Consider the following 18,411-nt stretch of genomic DNA (forward strand, 5'->3'; position numbering starts at 1 on the left):
AAGTTATTACCTCGCACAATCGCCGTTAGCACAATCTGCACTACTGAATAGTGGACCCCTTTGATGTTTGCCAGTCGCGCAAGTAAATGTGGGTGGTCCACACCTTTCGGCCCGTGCTAATTGGTTGGACAGTCGGTCGGAGGGAGCGGCGTGCAACGGGGAGGACTCAACCGTGTCTACGAACGAACCGGAGCATTGGCCGCTGCTGCCCGCGCAGTCGGGGGTGTGGCTGGCCGAGGCGCTCGGCTCCGGCGGCGCGTCGAGCAGCATCAGCGACCGCATCGATCTCTTCGGCGCTCTGGACCGTGGGGCCATGAGCGCAGCGCATCGGCAGGTCGAGCGGGAGGCGGAGGCGCTACGTCTGCGTTTCCGGGCCACTGCTGACGGGCCCGTGCAGTACGTGGATGCCGCGGCGAGCACACCGCTGCGGTTCGTGGACGTCAGTGGCGAGGCCGATCCGGAGCGCGCCGCGGCGGACTGGATGGAGGCGGACACCGCCGCTCCGGTCGATGCTCTCGGATCCTCGCTGTGCACCGCCGCGCTGCTCCGGCTCGGGCCACGGCACCACGTGCTCTACCGCCGGGTCCACCACCTGGTGGTCGATGGCTGGAGTCTGGCCGCGCTGCACCGCCGCACCGCCGAGCTCTACGGCGCCTTCGTCTCGGCACCCGCCACCGAGCCGGCCGAGGTTGGCCGGCCGTTCCCGCCCTACCGGGTCCTCGTCGACGCCGACGTCGCCTATCGCGCCAGCCCCAGGCACGCGCAGGATCGGCTCTTCTGGAGCGAGCACCTGCGTGACCTGCCGGAGCCGGTCCGGCTCGCCGGTCGCCGGTACGCGCCCTCCGGCACCGTCCTGCGGCAGCGCGCCGTCATCCCCGCCGACCTCCTGGCCCGGTTGCGGGCGACCGCGGACCGCTTCGGTGTCGGCTGGTCCGAACTGGCCGTCGGGTTGGTGACCGCGTACGTGGCGCGGATGACCGGTGCGGACGACCTGGTGGTCGGAATGCCGGTGACCGCCCGGATCAGCCGCGCCGAGCGAGCCACCCCCGGCATGACGACGAACGGGATGCCGCTACGGCTGCGGCTGACCTCGCGGGTAACGCTCGGTGAATTTCTGACCTCGGTTGCCCTGGAATTGCGTGAGGCGCTGTCGCACAGCCGTTATCCCACTCCCAGCATGATTGCTGACCTGGGCCTGACCGGCACGGGACGCGCCCTGTGGGGTCCGATTGTCAACGTGATGGGCTCGGACGCACTATTAAATTTCGCCGGCCAGAGATCCGAGCTCAGAACGATATCCAAGCCCGACATCGAGGATTTTTCCGCGATTTTCTTCCACCTGCCGGGCGGCGACGTCGAACTGATTATCGATGTCGACGCCGGCGGTTATTCGACCACCGAGCTTCGTGCCCACCTGCGGCGGCTGCTCTTCTTCTTCGAGGGTGCCGCGAACGCCGGCCCGGCGACCGCGGTGGTCGACGTCCCGCTGGTGGACGAGGCGGAGTCGCGCCGCCTGCGAGACCTCGGCAGCGGACCGAGTCACCCGATTCCGGACATCGGCGTGCACCAGCTGGTTGAGGAGTGGGCGGACCGCACGCCGGATGCCCCGGCTCTGCACTACGCGGACACCGTCGTGGCGTACCGGGACCTGGACGAACGCGCAAACCGGTTGGCGCGTCTCCTTGTCGCTCGCGGCATCGGACCGGGGCGGACCGTCGGCATCGCGCTGCCCCGTTGCCCGGACCTCGTCGTGTCGGTGTTGGCGGTCCTGAAGACGGGTGCGGCCTTCCTCTCCCTGGACACCACCTACCCCGCCGCGCGGATCGCGTTCATGGTGGCCGATGCCGAGGTGGGCGTCGTCCTGGTGCACGAGGAAACCGCCGACGTGGTGGGAGAGACCGTCGAGCGCCTGGTGCTGGACGCGCCGGAGACCAGCGCGGCGTGGGCCGCGCAGCCGCCGACGCTGCTCACCGATGCCGACCGGCTCGCCCCGTTCTCGCCCCGGTCGCCCGCGTACCTGATCTACACCTCCGGTTCCACCGGCACCCCGAAGGCGGTCCTGGTGGCACACCGGGGCGTGGTGAACGTGACACACGCGATGGTCGACCGGCTCGGGCCGGGGCCGGGCCGACGGACGCTGCAGTTCGCCTCACCGAGTTTCGACGCCTTCGTCGGGGAGATGACCCAGTCGATCTTCCTGGGCGGGACGCTGGTGGTTGCCTCGCAGGATCGGCTCGCCCCGGGTCCCGACCTGTCGAAACTGCTGCACGAGCACCGGGTCAACGATGTCGTGCTCGTGCCGTCGGTCCTCGCTCAGCTCACCCCGGCGGACCTGCCACCCGGCACGACGGTCTCCATCGTCGGGGAGGCGGCGGCGCCCACCGTCATCGAGCGCTTCGCCCCGGCCTGCCGGCTCATCAACGGCTACGGCCCGACCGAGGGCACCATCTCGACCGCGATGAGTCCGCCGCTGTCGCCGGCCGACGCCACCGCTCCGCCGATCGGCACGCCCCTGCGCAACCTGCGCGTCCACGTGCTCGACGACCAGCTACGCCCGGTCCCGGTCGGCGCGGTGGGAGAGCTGTACATCGGCGGCGCGGGCGTCGCGCTGGGCTACCTGAACAGGCCCGAGCTGACCGACAACCGCTTCCTGCCCGACCCCTTCGCCGGATCCGACGCGCGGATGTACCGCAGTGGGGATCTGGTGCGGTGGAACGCCGACAACCAACTCCTGTTCGTCGGCCGGGACGACGGGCAGGCGAAGGTCAACGGATTCCGGATCGAGCTTGGCGAGGTGGAGGCGGCGCTGGTCCGGCTGCCCGGTGTGGCGCGGGCAGCGGCCACGGTCCACGAGGACCCGACCGGCGAACGGCGGTTGCTCGGCTACGTCGTGCCGGTCCCCGGCGCCCGGGTCGACCCACGTGACCTACGCCGGGCGCTGAGCGCGGATCTCCCGTCCCACCTCGTGCCCCAACTGCTTGGCGTGCTCGACGAACTGCCGTTGACCCGCAGCGGAAAGCTGGACCGCCGGGCTCTGCCCGACCTGCGCGGCTCCACCGAGCCGGCCGATCGGCTGCCGCGCGGGCCGGTGCAGGAGGCGGTCGCCGCCGCCTTCCGCGAGGTTCTCCAGATCCCCACTGTCGCCCTCCGGGACAGCTTCTTCGAGTTGGGTGGTCACTCGCTGTCGGCGACGCGGCTCGTCGGCCGGCTCCGCAACCGGTTCGGGGTACGACTCGACGTCCGGGAACTGTTCCGGAACCTGACCGTCGAGGCGGTGGCCGAGAGGGTCGCCGCCGTGGTCGGTGCGGTCTGGGGTCGGGATCCGCTGGTGCCGCTGCGGCCCGCCGGCGGCCGGGAGCCCCTGTTCTGCGTCGCGGCGCCCGGTGCGGACCCGTGGATCCACCTACGCCTGGCCCCGCATCTGCCAGATCGTCCGCTGTACGGCCTGTCCACGCCGCTCCCGGTGACCGACGACCAGATCGCGGCGCACGTCCAACGCATCCGCGCTACCGGGTTGCCCGGCCCGTACCACCTCGTCGGCGTGGGCGAAGCGGCCGACCTCGCCCGCCGGCTCGCCGCCGCACTGTCGGCCGACGGCACACCAGCGGGAACCCTGGTGCTGGTACAGCCGGCGGGTCTCGGTGCACCCGCGTACCGCGGCGAGACCGTCGTCGTCAGCGGGCAGGATCTCGGCCCCCACTCGGCGGAGCCGTTCGATCCGGAGCCGCTGGCCCGCCTCGGGGCGATCCTGCACGCCGTTCCGAACCGCCTGACCGCGACCGCCGCCGACCTTCCGCATCAGGAGACCGGCCAGCGGCAGAAAGTGACGAGCACATGAAGATGATCGACGACCGACAGTCGCTGGGCAGCGCCGAGCCGGTCACCCCGGCGGACGTACGGGGTGAGTTCCGGCATCTGCGTACCAGAATCAGTGACCGCACCTTCGCCGCCAAGCTGGCTCTCTGGGCTGCGTTGACCGGTGCCGGCGCGGCGCTTGCCGGGCAGCCGGCGCTCTGGAGCCGCGCCGCCGGGATGTTGCTGCTCGGGTGCATGTTCGCGCACGCCGCCGAGTTGCAGCATCAGACGCTGCACAGTCTCGGGTTCCGGAACCGGCGTGCCAACACTGTCGCCGGCATCGTTCTCGGCATCCCCATGCTGATCTCGTTCGCCGCCTACCGGGCTACGCACATGCGTCACCACCGTGACCTGGGGACCCCCGAGAACCGGGAGTTCTTCGACTACGGCGACCAGTACGGCGTGGACGGCGGCGGTTCCCGGTGGCGTACCGCACTGACCTGGACCATCCGGTTCACGATGCTGCACTTCTACGTGCAGTTCCTGGCCTGCGCCGCCCGAGCGGTGCTGCGCCGGGACTACGACGGTGAGTCGGCGACCACGTCCCGGCGCATCCGACGCGACCACTACCTCATCCTCACCGCCCTGCTGGCGTTCACTCTGCTCTCCGTCGTGCTGCGCGAGCCGGTCGTGCTGTGGGTGTGGCTCCTTCCGCTGCTGCTGGTCGCCGGCCCGGTGCACGCGCTCATCGAGCTGCCGGAGCACTTCCGCTGCGAAACCCTCAGCCAGGACGCGTTCGCCAACACCCGCACCATCCGGTCGAACCGCCTGATGACGTGGTTCACGAACGGAAACAACTTCCACGTCGAGCACCACCTCATGCCCAACCTGCCGATCGAACGGCTGCCGGCCCTGCACGACGAGGTGCGGCCTCGGCTGAAGCACTTCCACACCGGTTACGTGGACTTCTTCCGAAAGGTGGTGCGGGGCTGATGGCGGACGTGACGTGCTTCCGGGTGGCGCGGTCGGCGGAGGACTGGAGCGCGGTGAGACGGCTGCGTGAGGCGGTGTACGTGCACGAGCAGTCCCGGCTCGCGGACGTCGCCGACACGGCCGACACGTTCGACCGCTTCGACGGGTACGCCAGTTACATCCTCGCCGAGGACGGACCCGACGCGGTGGGCACCATCAAGGTGGTGCCCGACGCGGAGATCGGCCTGCCCTGTGACGACGTCGTGGACCTCAGCGCCCTGCGTCGGCCCGGGAACCGGCTTGTGGAGTTCGGCCACCTGATGACGCTGCCGCGGATCCGGCAGCGGTCGGTCGGCATGGCTCTGATGCGGGAGGCGCTTGTCCACAGCGTCGCGCGGTACCGCGCCACCCACGTGCTCGGGGACTTCTTCGTCGATGACACCGGCGGGCTGCGGCCCTTCTACCTGGAGATCGGCTTCGTGGCGCTGTCCCCGCCGTACGCGGACGAGCGGTTCCACAGCGCGCCACTGAGCATCGTGGGGGTCCTCGACGTCGAGGATGCCGCCCGCCGGTGCCACACCGAGCAGGGCCGGACCAACCGCCTTCTGCAGTACTTCTTCGCCGACTACGACGCGTACGTAGCCGCGGCCTGACAACGGCGGGGGGAACGGGGGCATCGTGCGATCACAACGACAGCGGCTGGCCGAGTCCAAGGCGGCGCACAACCATCCCACCTACGCCACGATGTCGTTCGTCATGGGCTGTGGCGTCCAGGGCGAAGGGTCGGACAGCTTCGTCGCCGACGAGGACGGCGCCCAGCTGCTGGCCCTGTTCGACCAGTACGGCAACCAGTCGTTCGGCTACTCGCACCCGCGGCTGATCGAGGCGATCGAGGAGCAGCTGAGAAGTCGCCGCCTCAACAGCACGAAGATCATGTTCGAGGAGGTGCAGATCCGGCTGACCGCCCGCCTGGCCGAGGTCACCGGCGGTCGGCTGCCGTACGCGTACCTCGCAAACGGGGGCGGCGAGAGCATCGACAACGCGTTGAAGCTGGCTCGGGCGGCGACCCGACGGCCGGGCTTCGTCACAGCTGTCGACTGCTTCCACGGCAAGACGTTCGCCACCCTCAGCGCGTCCGGGCGCCCGGAGCACGCCGCGCTGTTCCGGCCGTTCATGGACGGCTTCCAGCAGGTGCCGTTCGGTGACCTGGACGCCCTCGACCGCGCGGTCGGCACCGACACGGCGGCGGTGTTGCTGGAGCCGGTGCAGGCGGAGGCCGGGGTGGTGCTGCCACCCGAGGGATACCTCGCCGAGGTGCGGCGGCTCTGCGACGAGCGCGGGGCGCTGCTGATCCTCGACGAGATGCAGACCGCGTTCGGCCGGTGCGGCGCCCTGTTCGCGCACCAACTCTTCGACGTGGCTCCCGACCTGGTCTGCATCGGCAAGGCGTTCGGCGGCGGCATCGTGCCGATCTCCGCGGTCCTGGGCACCGCGCGGGTCTGGGAGTCGCTGCGCGACCAACCGTCGACGTTCGGTTCCAGCCTCGGCGGCAACCCGCTGGCCTCCCGGGTGGGCCTGGAGGTGCTGGAGATCGCCACCGCGGACGGCTTCGTCGAGTCCGTGGTCGCCAAGGGAGCGCTGATCACCGAGCGGCTGGCCGCGATGGTGGCCCGCCATCCGCGGCTGCTCAGCGCGCACCGCGGCGTCGGCATGATGCACGGCCTGGAGTTCCACGACGAGTCGCTGGGCGGGATGGTTCTCGGGGAACTCCTGGGCCGCCGTGTCACCTCGACGTACTCGCTCTACAACAACCGGGTCCTGCGGGTGCAGCCGCCCATGGTGATCTCCACCGACGACCTGGTCGCGGGCCTGACGGTGCTCGACGAGGTGCTGGACACCCTGGACGGCGCCGGCGGTCCAGTTCCGGTCCGGCTACCCCCGCTGACGCGGACGGTGTCCGTGGGGCTGAGCCCCGACGAGTTGGCTGCGCTGCTGCACGAGCGGCCGCACCTGCTGGACCCGTTCGCCGCCGATCCGGCGGCCACCGGGGCGACCGTCGAGCCGGACTTCGCCGGAACGCTCGGCGGCCGGTCGGCGCACTGGACCGACCGCGTCGAGCTGACCCCGGACGGAGTCGTGCTCCGCGCCGATCCCGACTGGCTCTGGAACTCCCTTGAGCGCTCGGTCCGGTGGCGGCCCGACGAGGCGGGCGGCAGCGCGCTCACCATCCGGCTCGACTGGGACGCCGGCACCGGCCCGTACGAGCCGATGCTGGGCGGCCACCTCGGCCGACTCGCACACGACCGCCTGGACAACCTGCTCACCCAGCTGCGCCAGCCCGCCCGGCGCCACCGACGCGAAGGGACGATCGTGAAGCTGTCCAGTCTGATCGAGCACTACCGCGACAACGCCGACTCGGTGGTCGTCGAGATCGACGCCGCCGGCGACCGCCGGGAGATCAGCCACGCCGAGCTGGCGAATCTTGCCGAGCGTCGGGCCGCGGAGTTACGTGCCGCCGGGGTCCGACCGGGTGACGTGGTGGGGCTGCGCGCGCCCAACAGCATCGACTGGTTGACCTGGGATCTCGGCGCACTGCTCGTCGGCGCCGTGCTCCAGGCGTTCCCGGACGACTTCCCCATCGACGACGTGCCGGCGTTCACCCAGCAGCACGGTCTCGCGCTGCTGGTCCTCGGCGAGGAGACCTACCCGGGGGATCCCGGGCGTCCGGCCCGGCACAACAACCCGGACCTGCACAGCCTGGTCTACTCCTCGGGCACCAGCGGGCTGCTGAAGGGCCTGCGGATCAGCGCCAAGGGCACCGAGTACGTCATCCAGCGGTTCATCGACAGCTTCGACGTCACCTCCCGGGACCGGCACCTGATCTTCCTGCCGCTGGCCAACTACCAGCAGCGACTGTCGGTCTACTGCTGCCTGTGGACCGGTGCGGACCTGGTGCTCGCGCCGTACCAGCGGGTCTTCGCCGCGCTGCGGGCCGAGCGGCCCACCTTCCTGATCGGGCCGCCGATCTTCTACGACGCCGTGCTGCAGCTCGCGGCCACCTCGGGCGCCGGAATGCCACTCGGCGAGTTCCTCGGTGGGCGGTTGCGGTTCGCGATCACCGGCATGGCGCCCATCGGACGCAAGACGATGGATGCCTACTGGTCCCAGGACGTCCCGCTGCTCGAGGCGTACGGGATGACCGAGAGCGGCATGATCGGCTGGAACACCCTGGCGGAGAACCGTCCGGGCACTGTCGGCAAGCTCATCGACCCGGACGCGGTGACCCTGCTGGCGGACGGCGAGCTTCTGATCCACCGGCCGGCACCGCTGAGCATCGGCTACTTCGGGCTGGACCAGCAGGTGGCGGAGGAGACGTTCCGGTCCGACGGCACCATCGTCACTGGTGACTACGGGCGCCTGGACGAGGACGGCTACCTCACCCTGCTGGGTCGCAAGAAGGATGTCATCGCGCTGGCCAGCGGACGCAAGGTGCATCCCGGCGAGGTGGAGTCGCACTTCGCGGGGGTGCCCGGCCTCGCGGACCTGATCGTCGTGCCCACCCCGAACTCGCACGGTCTCGCCGCCATCGGCACGCCCACTGACGACGGCGACGGCCAGCGCGCCGCGATCGTCGAGGGAATCGCCAAGGTCAACGAGCAGTTGGACGGCCAGTACCGTCTCACCGCTGTGTTGTTCAGCGCGAAGCCGCTGCGCAGCGATCCGGCGTTCCTGACCGCGAACCTCAAGCTGAGCCGGGCGGCCGCTGCCGCCTACTACGCCGAGCGGCGGGACTCGGCCGTCCCCATCGCATGATCGTCGACGCGCACGTCACGCTGGCCAGCGACCGGGCCACACCACGGGACTTCCTCGCGGCGCAGGCGGCAAACGTCGCGGCCCGGCTCGCCGCCTACGGTGTCGGGGACCGCTCCGACGCTGTCCTGGACCAGTTGCTCGCCGGCTATCAGGACCATGACGGTGACCGGCTGGTCGCCGAACTCGACGATGCAGGGGTCGACCAGGCGGTGCTTGTCGCCGCCGACTACTCGTGGGCGAGCCCGCACGCTGTCGCCCCGGCGGAGTTGGCAGTGCTGCACCACCGGGTCTGTGCCCGCCACCCGGGCCGGTTCCGGGTGCTGTGGGGCGTCGATCCCCGGGCTGGCACGCAGGGCGTGGAGCTGTTCGAGCGGTACGTGACGGAGTACGGGTTCGCCGGGATGAAGCTCTATCCGCTCACCGGCTACTCGCCGAGCGACCGCCGGCTGTATCCCTACTTCGAGGTGTGCGCGGCACTGGGACTTCCGGTTCTCACGCACACCGGACCGGGTTGGGGTCCGCTCGACTTCACGCTCGGGCGACCGCTGCTTGTGGACCACGCCGCACGGGACTTCCCGACAGTGGACTTCGTCCTCGGTCACGGCGGGGTGACCCACGTCGACGAGGCGTCGTACCTGTGCGCCCACCGGCCGAACATCCACCTGGACATCAGCCAGTTCCCGTCGATGCTCAGCGCCGACGGTTGGGTGGCGCACCTCAACCGGCTGTTCCGCAGGGGGATCAACCACAAGATCCTCTTCGGGACGTGCTGGCCCTCGTTCCGCATGTCCCTGTCGCTCTCCGCGGTGCTTGAGGAGTTCACCGGGGACGCGCTCTTCGCCGGCGTCAAGCGCCGGGACCGCCAGTTGATCATGAGTGGCAACGCCCTTCGCCTGTACGGCGAGGCGTCGGCCACCGTCGCCTCGGGAGGCACCGATGGAAGTCGACACCACGACCCTGCACCAGGAGCTGATCGAGTGGATCGAGAACTGGAACGACGGTGAGACGACGGCCGCGGTGACGGCCGACACCCCACTGCTCACCACCGGGCTCCTGGACTCGATGGGGATGGTGGCCTACCTGTCGTTCCTGGAGGACCGCACCGGCCGCAAGTTCAACCTCATGACGTTCAACGCCGGCCGCGCCGCGACCATCCGTCAGACGGTCGAGCACTGCCTGAAGCCATGATCTACGACGGTCACTGCCACGTGGCCTCGACGGACTTCATCCCGGACGCGTTCCTCGGCGACGTCGCCTACGGCATGCACCGGCGGTTGGACCTGGTGGCGGCCGGTCCCCCACTGGACCGGCTGCACGAGAGCTACCGCGCGCAGCACCGGGATCACGACGCCGACCGGCTGGTCGCGGAGATGGACGCCGCCGGCATCGCCCGGTCGGTGCTGCTGGTGCCCGACTTCGGGTACGTCATGCCGGGTCAGCCGGACCTCGCCGCGATGGCCCAGCGGCACCACGAGATCAGGCTGCGCCACCCCGGCCGGTTCTGGGTGTACCTGGGCGCCGACCCGCGCCGGGGTGAGGCGGGCGCGCGCGCCTTCGCCGATCTCGTGGACCGCTTCGGGCTCGACGGGATGAAGCTCTACCCGCCGTGCGGTTACTCGCCCTCGGACCGGTCGCTCTACCCCTACTACGAGGTGTGCCGAAGCCGCCGCCTGCCGGTCTTCGTCCACACCGGACCGACCGCGCAGTCGCTGACATTCACCACCAGCGAGGCCATCCTGGTGGACCGTGCCGCCCGGGACTTTCCGGACGTGCCCTTCGTACTCGGCCATGGCGGGGTCACCGACGTCGAGGTCAGCTCGTACCTGGCGGCGCACCGGCCCAACATCTACGTCGACACCGGTGGCTTCGCCGGCTCCCCGGTGGTCGGCGGCTGGGTCGCGCACCTGAACCGGCTGTTCCGGCTCGGCATCAACCACAAGATCATTTTCGGTACGGACTGGCCACTCAACCAGCTCACCGGCGGCCTGCAGGGACTCGTCGGCGAGATCCGCGACGGCGGCGAGGTGTTCGCCGGGGTCTCCCAGCGCGACCAGGACCTCATCCTGCGGGAGAACCTGCTGCGGGTGCTGTCGCCGGCGAGCGCTGCCGCCGCCGGGCCGACCCCCGGCCGCCAGCGTTCGGGAGCGACGGCATGAGCAGGACGCCCGGCGACTCGGCCGATGCCCGGTCCGGCCGGCCGGACCGGTGCCGCACACCGGCCGGCCGCCGGGGCCGCGCACGCCGCTCAGGAGCCGGTAAGCACCGGCTCGCCGGCCTCGATGGAGGACAGGAACTCTTCGTAGAACGCCTCCAGCTGGTCGAACGACTCGGCGCAGAAGAGCACCGGCTGGAAGTTCTGCACCGTGTAGCTCTGCTGGACCATCGCCGTGACGTCCAGCGGGCGCACCTCCGCGGCGCTGCGGAACTGCTCCAGCTCGCCGACCGACGACAGCAGGCTGGCGCCGTACACCTTGGGCTCACCGTCGGAGAGCACCAGCCCGTACTCCAGGGTGAACCAGAAGACCTGCGAGAGGACCTCGAGCGCCTTCTTGCTGCCCGCGCGACTCGCGGCCCGGCCGACCCGGCGGTAGAGCGCCGCCAGTCGGTCGTTGGCCAGGGCGTTTCCGTGCCCGACCACCTCGTGCATCATGTCCGGCTCGGGCGAGAAGTACGGCATCGAGCAGTGCCGGATGTACTGCGTGGCCTGGAACCGGCTCTCGTTCAGGGAGCCGTAGAAGTCGCGGAGGCCGACGATGCCGGCCGCCGGCGTGAAGTGGAACCCGGTAAGGGTGCGCAGCCGGCCGGAGATCTCGCGCAGTTGCGGCAGTCGGTCCGTCGGAATGTCGAGGCGTCGCGATCCGTCGAGGAACTCCGGCGCGGCGTACCGGCGGTGCTTCTCCTGAAGGTCGGCGACGACCTGCCGCCAGAGGTCGACCTCCTCGGCCGTGTACTCGACCTCGGGCACCGGATCGCCGAGCTGGTACGTCAGAGCCAGCTCCGCGATCCGCGCGCGGTGGCGCTGATAGTCGGCATCCTCGAAGCCGGGATGTTCGCGGGCGAATATCACCGAGACTGTCCCGTTCTCCTGCCGGATCACCGGTGAGTAGACGGTGGCTTCTTCGAACATGGTGGCTTCCCTCTCCCACTTGTCGATCGTGCGTCGGTGCGGTGGCGACCACGCGCGCTGCGCCCGTTGCGGTCAGACACCACGGCGTATCGGCCGAGTTGAATGCGCGGTACGCCCGGAAAGCGGTCGTCAGCACGCTGGAAATATCGGCGTGACGATGCCGGACGTCGGGCGACGCTGCGGGTGCCCGTGGTCTCCCGGACTGCTGGATGGCCGGATGAATCAATTGTAGGGGGCCTCTGCGAAATTGCCAGAGTTTCAAAAGAACAGGACTGAGGAAAGACCGTTTCCGATGCCTTTCGGCAGCGGTAATAATTGCGTGACCCAAATGCAGGAATTATCGGAGGATGGTTGTGACCGATCGCACTCCACTATTCGTCGCCGGTGGGTCGGACGTGGACCTGGCGGACCCACAGTTCTTCACCGGGGACCGCTTCCTGGACGTCGCCGGCGAGGCCCGCCGCCGGCACCCGGTCGCCTGGACCAACCCGGGCCGCGACGGTTTCTGGTCGGTCACCGCGTACCGCCCGGCCCGGGAGGTGTTGCGGCAGCCGGAAACCTTCACCTCGACCCGGGGTATGCGCCTCGGTGGCGGTGGCGACTCGGTGGCGGCCGCCAGCGGCCGGATGCTTGTCGTCTCGGACGGGGCCGACCACCAGCGGTTGCGTCCCGCGCACGCCCGATGGTTCTCCAGTCGAGGGCTCGCGGACCTGGCGTCGGGCCTGCGCGACACCGTCGAGCACCGACTGCGTGACCTGGTCGGCCGCGGCGGGCCGGTGGACGTCGTCGCGGAACTGGCGCTGCCCGTGCCGTCCTGGGTGCTGTTCACAATGATGGGCGTGCCCCGGGAGGACTGGGACGAGCTGGCTGAACTGACCGCTGCCGGGTTCGACGACGCCGACACCGCACCGGCCGCGGCGGCGGAGCGGACCGCCGCGCACTCGGCGATCTTCGCCTACTTCTTCGACCTGTTGGAGCAGCGTCGCGCCGATCCGGGGGACGACATCGTCTCCACCCTGGCGACCGCGGACTACGGCGGCCGACCACTGACCGACGAGGAGATCGTGCTCAACTGCGACGGCCTGCTCAACGGTGGGTTGGAGACGACCCCGCACGCGATCTCCGGCGCGATCCTGGCCTTCGCGCGCCACCCCGAGCAGTGGCGTCGGCTGCGCGCCGACCCAGGACTGCTGGACACCGCGGTCGAGGAGATCCTGCGCTACACCTCCCCACCGGGACACGCGATGCGCACCGCGACCAGGCCCGTCGCCCTCGGCGCCGCGAACATCGCCGAGGGCGACCGCGTCGTCGTCTGGCTGCCCTCCTGCAACCGGGACGAGGACGTGTTCCCGGAGCCGGACCGGTTCCTCGTCGACCGACGACCCAACAAGCACCTGGGATTCGGCGGCGGGCCGCACTACTGCGTCGGCGCGGCCCTGGCCCGGCTGGAGCTGCGCTGCGTGCTGGAGAGCATGCTCGGCACCGTCGCGGAGATCCACGAGACGGCCCGGCCGGCCCGGCAGGCCTCCAACTTCCTGAACGGCCTGCGACGACTGGACGTGGTCCTCGACCCGGCGGTCACCACCGTCACGCCAGCCGGCGGGTCGCGTCGATGACGTGCATGCCGGGCGGTCCGGGCACCGTCTCCCGAAGCTGCCAGCCGCCGCGGTCCAGCAGGATCCGGTACTGCTCGGCGGTGCGCTCCCGGGCACCCTCGTACAGCAGCATCATCGCGATGTCGGCCCACGCCTGGGCGGCCGTGGCCGAACCGTCCTCGGGCAGCACGTCCTCGAAGATGACCAGACGCGCATCGGCCGGAGCGTTTGTCGCCGCGGCGGTCAGGATGCGCACCACCGCCTCGTCGTCCCAGTCGTGCAGCACCCGCGACAACACGTACACGTCGCCGGCCGGCGCCGGGCCGAACAGATCCCCCGCTCGCACCTCACAACGATCCGCAAGGCCCCGCTCGGCGACGGCGGCACGGGACCTGTCGAGCACCTGCGGCTGGTCCACAAGCAACCCACGCAGCTGCGGTGCGGTGTTCAGCACCGCTGCCAGCAGGGCGCCCGTACCGCCGCCCAGGTCCACCACCACCCCCTCGGTGGGCCAGTCGACGAGGTCGACGCAGGGCAGCGACAGCAGCCGCGCCTGTTCGGCCATGGCCTGGCTGAAGACGGCCTGCCGCTGCGGGCGCGCGGCGAGGAAGGACCAGAAATCCTCGCCCAGCGCCACCGGCGCGGCCGCCCGGCCGGTACGCAGGGCGTCAGCCGTCCGGTGCGCCACATCGGACACACCCAGCGTGGCGAAGGTCGCGGCCAGCGACAGCGGATGGTCGCCGCGCAGCAGCACACCACGTTGGGTCAGGGTCACCGCGTCGGTCCCGGGGTCGAAGTCGACAAGCTGGTGTCCGGCCAGCAACCGCAGCACCCGCCGCAACGCGTCGGTGTCGGCGCCCACCGCCGCCGCGACCTCGGTCACCGGCCGGGGCTCCTCACCGAGCTGGTCCGGTACGCCCAGCCGGGTGACAGCGCACAGGCAGTGGAAGACCAGCCCGCTCTGGTACACGTCGAACAAGGCCGCGATCTCCGCTATTGGTTCCCGCACCATTCCCCCGCCTCCCCGATCACGATGCTCCGATGCCCTGGGTCGGCAAGCACCCGAGCACCGCGCAATATCGACATCGCTAAAAATACCGATGGAGGACCGCCATGACGACGCCATCCAGTGAGGTTCGGCTGCCGCTGTCCCACGCGCAGCGCCAGCTGTGGCTCATCGACCAGCTCAGCCCGGGTGAGTCCACCTACAACAGCCCGCTGATCTATCGACTGCGTGGCGCGCTCGACATCGGGGCGCTGCGCGCCGCGTTGACCGCGTTGCTGCGCCGGCACGACGGCCTGCGCACCCGGTTCGCCGTCAGCGACGGCGTGCCGTACCAGGTGCTCGGTCCGCCACCGGAGGACGTCGAGCTGGACATCGTCGACCTGCCCGCGTCCGGCGACCGCGACGAGGCGATCACCGACGCGCTGCACGCGGAGGTCACCACGCCCTTCGACCTGCACGTCGGCCCGCTGTACCGGTTCCGGTTGATCCGGGTCGACGAGTCCGACCACATCCTGGTGCTCGCGTTCCACCACGTGGTCACCGACGGTTGGTCGACCGGAATCGTCAAGCGGGACCTCTCCACGGCCTACCGTGCCCTCGTCGACGGGGAGGTGCCGCGCCTGCCGGTCCCGCGATCCGACTTTGCCAGCTACCTGCGCGAGCAGGCCGAGCGGCTGACCGACGACGCGCTGGAGGAAGGGCTCCAGCACTGGGAGGAGGCACTGCGCGGGCTGCCCACCCTGGAGCTGCCCGCCGACCGCCCGCGACCGCCGGTGCCCAGCCAGCGGGGCGGCACTGTGGTACGCCACTTCGACGACGCGCTGCTGACCGCGCTGCGCACGGTGGCCGGTGCGGCAAACGCCTCGCTGTTCATGGTGCTCAACACCGGACTGGCCGCGGTGCTGCACGCGCACTCCCGGCAGGAGGACATCCCGCTCGGCGTACCCATGCTCGGTCGTGCCGACCCCGACCTGGAGGACACCGTCGGCCTGTTCGTGAACATGGTGGTGCTGCGGCTGGACCTCAGCGGTGACCTCACCCTCGGCGGGCTGCTGGAGCGGGTCGTCGACGCCAGCTTCGGGCTGTACGGCCACGAGGACGTCCCGTTTGAGAAGGTCGTGGAGCGGGTGCGCCCGGTGCGCGACGGATCGCGTAACCCGCTCTTCCAGGTCGTCACCCAACTGCTCGGCGACGGCACCACCGGAGACGGCCTCGATCTGCCCGGCATCGCCGCCGCGCGACTCGTGCCCCCCTCCGGCCGCGCCCCGTTCGACCTCTCGCTCGACTTCACGCTGAGCGGCGACCGCCTGTCGTTGCACGTCGACTACGCGACCGACCTGTTCGACCGCTGGCGCATCGAAGCCCTGGCCGACCAGATCGAACGGGTCCTGCGGGTCCTGCCCGACGAGTTGTCCACGCCGCTGTCCTGCCTGCCGTTGCTGTCGGAGGCGGAGCAGCAGGCGTTGCTCCAGCTGGGCGACGGCGGTCCCGCCACCGTTGGGCAGCGACCGCTGCACGCGGGCATCGCGGCAGCCGCCGCGGTCGCCCCGGACGCCGTGGCGGCGATCTGCCGCGGTCGGGAACTGACCTACGGCGAGCTGTGGGCGCAGGCCGAACGGGTGGCCGGGCGGCTGCGCGCCCAGGGCGTACGCCATCAGGACGTCGTGGCGCTGGTCCTGGACCGCGACCTCGACGTCCTGCCCGCCATGCTCGGGGTGTTGCGGGCCGGCGGTGCCATCGCCCCGCTCGACCCGGGCGATCCGGTGGAACGGATGTCGTACCTCATCAACGACGCCGACGCCCGCGTCGTGGTCAGCCGCCGTGCGCTCGCCGACCGGTTGCCCGAACCCGACGGGTGGCGCGTCCTGCTGCTCGACGAGCCGCCCGCCGCGGAGCCGGAGGACACCGCGCTACCGGACCAGGCCGGCCCCGAGTCCCTGGCCTACCTGCTCTACACCTCGGGCTCCACGGGCCGCCCGAAGGGCGTCCAGGTCGAGCACGGCGCGATCGGGCTGTACGCGGAGCACTACCAGCAGTTGCTCGGTCTGGGGCCGGGCGACCGGGTCCTCCAGTTCGCGGCGCTCACCTTCGACGTGTCCTGGGGGGAGATCTTCGCCAGCCTGCTGGCCGGGGCCACGCTCGTGCTGGTGGCACCCGAGGAGGGCGCGTCACCCACCGAGGTGGCAGCGCTGGTACGCCGCGAGGAGGTCACCTGCGCGGCGCTGACACCGACAATGCTGAGCCTGCTGGAGACCGACCCGTACCCCACGCTGACTCGCGTCGTGAGCCTCGGCGAGGCGCTGTCGGCGGAGTTGGCGAACGCCTGGATCCGTCCCGGGCGCACCCTGTTCAACCTCTACGGCCCGACCGAGGTCGCCGTGGGCTGCACCGATCACGACTGCGGGTCGGGTACGTGGCGAACACCACCGCCGATCGGCCGGCCGCACCCGGGCCGCCGGCTGTACGTGGTGAACCCGGCCGGACGCCTCGTGCCGCGCGGCGCGCCCGGGGAACTGCTCATCGGCGGCGCGGGACTGGCGCGTGGATACCTCAACCAACCGGAACTCACTGCCGACCGGTTCCAGACCGACCCGCTGCGTCCCGACGGCCGGATCTACCGCAGTGGCGACCTCGTCCGGTGGAACGCCGACGGGGACCTGGAGTACCTCGGTCGGATCGACACGCAGGTGAAGCTGCGCGGCATCCGCGTCGAGCCCGGCGAGATCGAGTCCGCCCTGCTGGCTCACCCGGGGATTCGGCTGGCCGTGGTGGCCGTACGCCCGGACCGCGACGGCGGTCAGCGCCTGGTCGGCTACCTCGTCCCCGAGGGGCGGGAGCGCCCGACGCCGAGCCAACTGCGGGAGTTCCTCGGGGGGACCCTGCCGCAGCCGATGATCCCCTCCGCGTGGGTGTTCTGCGACGAGCTGCCCATGACGTCCTCGGCGAAGGTGGACCGGGCTGCCCTGCCGGACCCGGACGCCGACGATCACGTCGCGGACACTGTCACTCCCCCGGCCACCGCGACCGAGGCGGCACTCGTCGGGATCTTCGCCGACGTGCTCGGCCGGGCCGACGTGGGGGCCGACGCGAACCTGTTCGACCTCGGCGGCTCGTCGCTACAGGCGATGCGTGTCATCACCCGGATCACCCGCGAGTTCGGCGTCAAGCTGAACCTGCGGCAGCTCTACGGAACGTCGACCGTCCGGGCCATCGCCGAACGCATCGACGGCGGCGCGGCGGCGACGGGCGGGGGCCCGTCGTGACGGACAGCTTCGACCCGGTGCTGCCCCTGCGCCAGGGCGGCTCCCGGGCGCCGCTCTTCTGCGCACCGCCGATCTCCGGGTCGCCGCACGGCTACCGGCCCCTGGTGCCGCTGTTGCATCCCGAGCAGCCCGTCTACGCCCTGGAGGCGCCCGGCTTCGACAACGAGGAGAGCCCGCTCGACTCGGTGCCGGCGCACTCGGAGCGCTATCTGGCCGCGCTGCACCGGCACCGCGAGGGTCGTCCGGTGGCGCTGCTGGGCTGGTCGATGGGGGCTGTCGTCGCGTACGACCTGGCATGTCGCCTGGTCGCGGCCGGGGCCGTCGTGCCGCGCCTGATCCTCGTCGACCCGCCGGCACCCGGCCCGCTCGCCGTCCCGGCCCGGGGGACCGCGGCGCGTCTGCTGGTGCAGGACCTCGTCGCGCTCGGCGGCGGTCCGCGCGAGTCGGTCCGGGCCGCCCTGGCGCAGATCCCCGAGGACGCGGACGTCGGCGAGGTCTTCGCGGCGGTGGTCCGTGGCGGCGTGCTGCCACCGGAGTGTGACGCCGAGTTCCTGCACGGCCGGTACGGTCCCTTCGACGCCCACCTGCGCGCCCTCGGCTCCTACCGTCCGACCGGCCGCTATCCCGGGCCGGTGACGCTCATCCGGGCGACGGAGTCGTCGGCGGATGCCGTCCGGTGGCGCGCGATCGTCAACAGCCTCGACGACTGCACGATAAAGGGAGATCACTATACGATCTGGCATGGTTTGGCATTGGCGGCAATGGGTGCGCTGATCCAGCGTGGACTCGACGACGGTCAACAGGTGAACGGCACGTGAATCAGAAACTCGAGAGGAGTTC

12 protein-coding genes are annotated in these 18,411 nt (G+C 70.8%); 10 read left to right on the plus strand and 2 right to left on the minus strand.

What is annotated here, in order from left to right; genetic code table 11:
* Positions 1 to 172: 172 nt before the first annotated feature.
* The 7 genes from ABZU25_RS00550 to ABZU25_RS00580 are packed head-to-tail and all read left to right on the plus strand — an operon-like array spanning position 173 to position 10,736.
* Positions 173 to 3,838: an amino acid adenylation domain-containing protein gene (locus tag ABZU25_RS00550; RefSeq protein WP_355027168.1), complete on the plus strand. Its 3,666-nt coding sequence runs from the start codon at positions 173 to 175 to the stop codon at positions 3,836 to 3,838.
* On the plus strand, positions 3,835 to 4,788 hold the full coding sequence (locus ABZU25_RS00555) for a fatty acid desaturase (protein WP_355027169.1): 954 nt from the start codon (positions 3,835 to 3,837) through the stop codon (positions 4,786 to 4,788). Before ABZU25_RS00550 ends, ABZU25_RS00555 begins: the two co-directional genes overlap by 4 nt.
* A complete protein-coding gene (locus ABZU25_RS00560; protein WP_355027170.1) occupies positions 4,788 to 5,420 on the plus strand; it encodes a GNAT family N-acyltransferase in 633 nt (210 codons plus the stop codon). Before ABZU25_RS00555 ends, ABZU25_RS00560 begins: the two co-directional genes overlap by 1 nt.
* A 25-nt stretch (positions 5,421 to 5,445) precedes the next feature.
* Entirely contained in the window at positions 5,446 to 8,580 is a 3,135-nt protein-coding gene (locus ABZU25_RS00565; protein ID WP_355027171.1) for an aminotransferase class III-fold pyridoxal phosphate-dependent enzyme, read from the plus strand.
* Positions 8,577 to 9,584 carry an amidohydrolase family protein gene (locus tag ABZU25_RS00570; RefSeq protein ID WP_355027172.1) on the plus strand — a complete coding sequence of 336 codons (1,008 nt, stop codon included), beginning with the start codon at positions 8,577 to 8,579 and terminating at the stop codon, positions 9,582 to 9,584. The genes ABZU25_RS00565 and ABZU25_RS00570 overlap by 4 nt, the downstream gene beginning before the upstream one ends.
* The gene (locus ABZU25_RS00575; RefSeq protein WP_355027173.1) at positions 9,517 to 9,768 is read left to right on the plus strand and encodes a hypothetical protein; all 252 of its coding nucleotides are present in this window, start codon (positions 9,517 to 9,519) and stop codon (positions 9,766 to 9,768) included. The genes ABZU25_RS00570 and ABZU25_RS00575 overlap by 68 nt, the downstream gene beginning before the upstream one ends.
* The gene (locus ABZU25_RS00580) at positions 9,765 to 10,736 is read left to right on the plus strand and encodes an amidohydrolase family protein (protein WP_355027174.1); all 972 of its coding nucleotides are present in this window, start codon (positions 9,765 to 9,767) and stop codon (positions 10,734 to 10,736) included. Before ABZU25_RS00575 ends, ABZU25_RS00580 begins: the two co-directional genes overlap by 4 nt.
* A gap of 89 nt (positions 10,737 to 10,825) precedes the next feature.
* Here the strand turns inward: ABZU25_RS00580 and ABZU25_RS00585 are convergent, their stop codons facing one another.
* On the minus strand, positions 10,826 to 11,707 hold the full coding sequence (locus ABZU25_RS00585) for a phenylalanine 4-monooxygenase (RefSeq protein WP_355027175.1): 882 nt from the start codon (positions 11,705 to 11,707) through the stop codon (positions 10,826 to 10,828).
* Between the two features lie 353 nt (positions 11,708 to 12,060).
* Here ABZU25_RS00585 and ABZU25_RS00590 point away from each other — a divergent pair, with 353 nt between their 5' ends.
* The gene (locus ABZU25_RS00590; RefSeq protein ID WP_355027176.1) at positions 12,061 to 13,323 is read left to right on the plus strand and encodes a cytochrome P450; all 1,263 of its coding nucleotides are present in this window, start codon (positions 12,061 to 12,063) and stop codon (positions 13,321 to 13,323) included.
* Here the strand turns inward: ABZU25_RS00590 and ABZU25_RS00595 are convergent.
* Complete coding sequence (locus ABZU25_RS00595) at positions 13,295 to 14,314, minus strand: methyltransferase (RefSeq protein WP_355027177.1); 1,020 nt, start codon at positions 14,312 to 14,314, stop codon at positions 13,295 to 13,297. The genes ABZU25_RS00590 and ABZU25_RS00595 overlap by 29 nt on opposite strands.
* A 101-nt stretch (positions 14,315 to 14,415) precedes the next feature.
* Between ABZU25_RS00595 and ABZU25_RS00600 the strand changes: the two genes are divergently transcribed.
* The gene (locus ABZU25_RS00600) at positions 14,416 to 17,571 is read left to right on the plus strand and encodes an amino acid adenylation domain-containing protein (protein ID WP_355027178.1); all 3,156 of its coding nucleotides are present in this window, start codon (positions 14,416 to 14,418) and stop codon (positions 17,569 to 17,571) included.
* The gene (locus tag ABZU25_RS00605; RefSeq protein WP_355027179.1) at positions 17,568 to 18,389 is read left to right on the plus strand and encodes an alpha/beta fold hydrolase; all 822 of its coding nucleotides are present in this window, start codon (positions 17,568 to 17,570) and stop codon (positions 18,387 to 18,389) included. Before ABZU25_RS00600 ends, ABZU25_RS00605 begins: the two co-directional genes overlap by 4 nt.
* Positions 18,390 to 18,411 lie beyond the last annotated feature (22 nt).

This window comes from Micromonospora sp. NPDC005215 (genome assembly GCF_040607915.1).
GTDB lineage: Bacteria > Actinomycetota > Actinomycetes > Mycobacteriales > Micromonosporaceae > Micromonospora.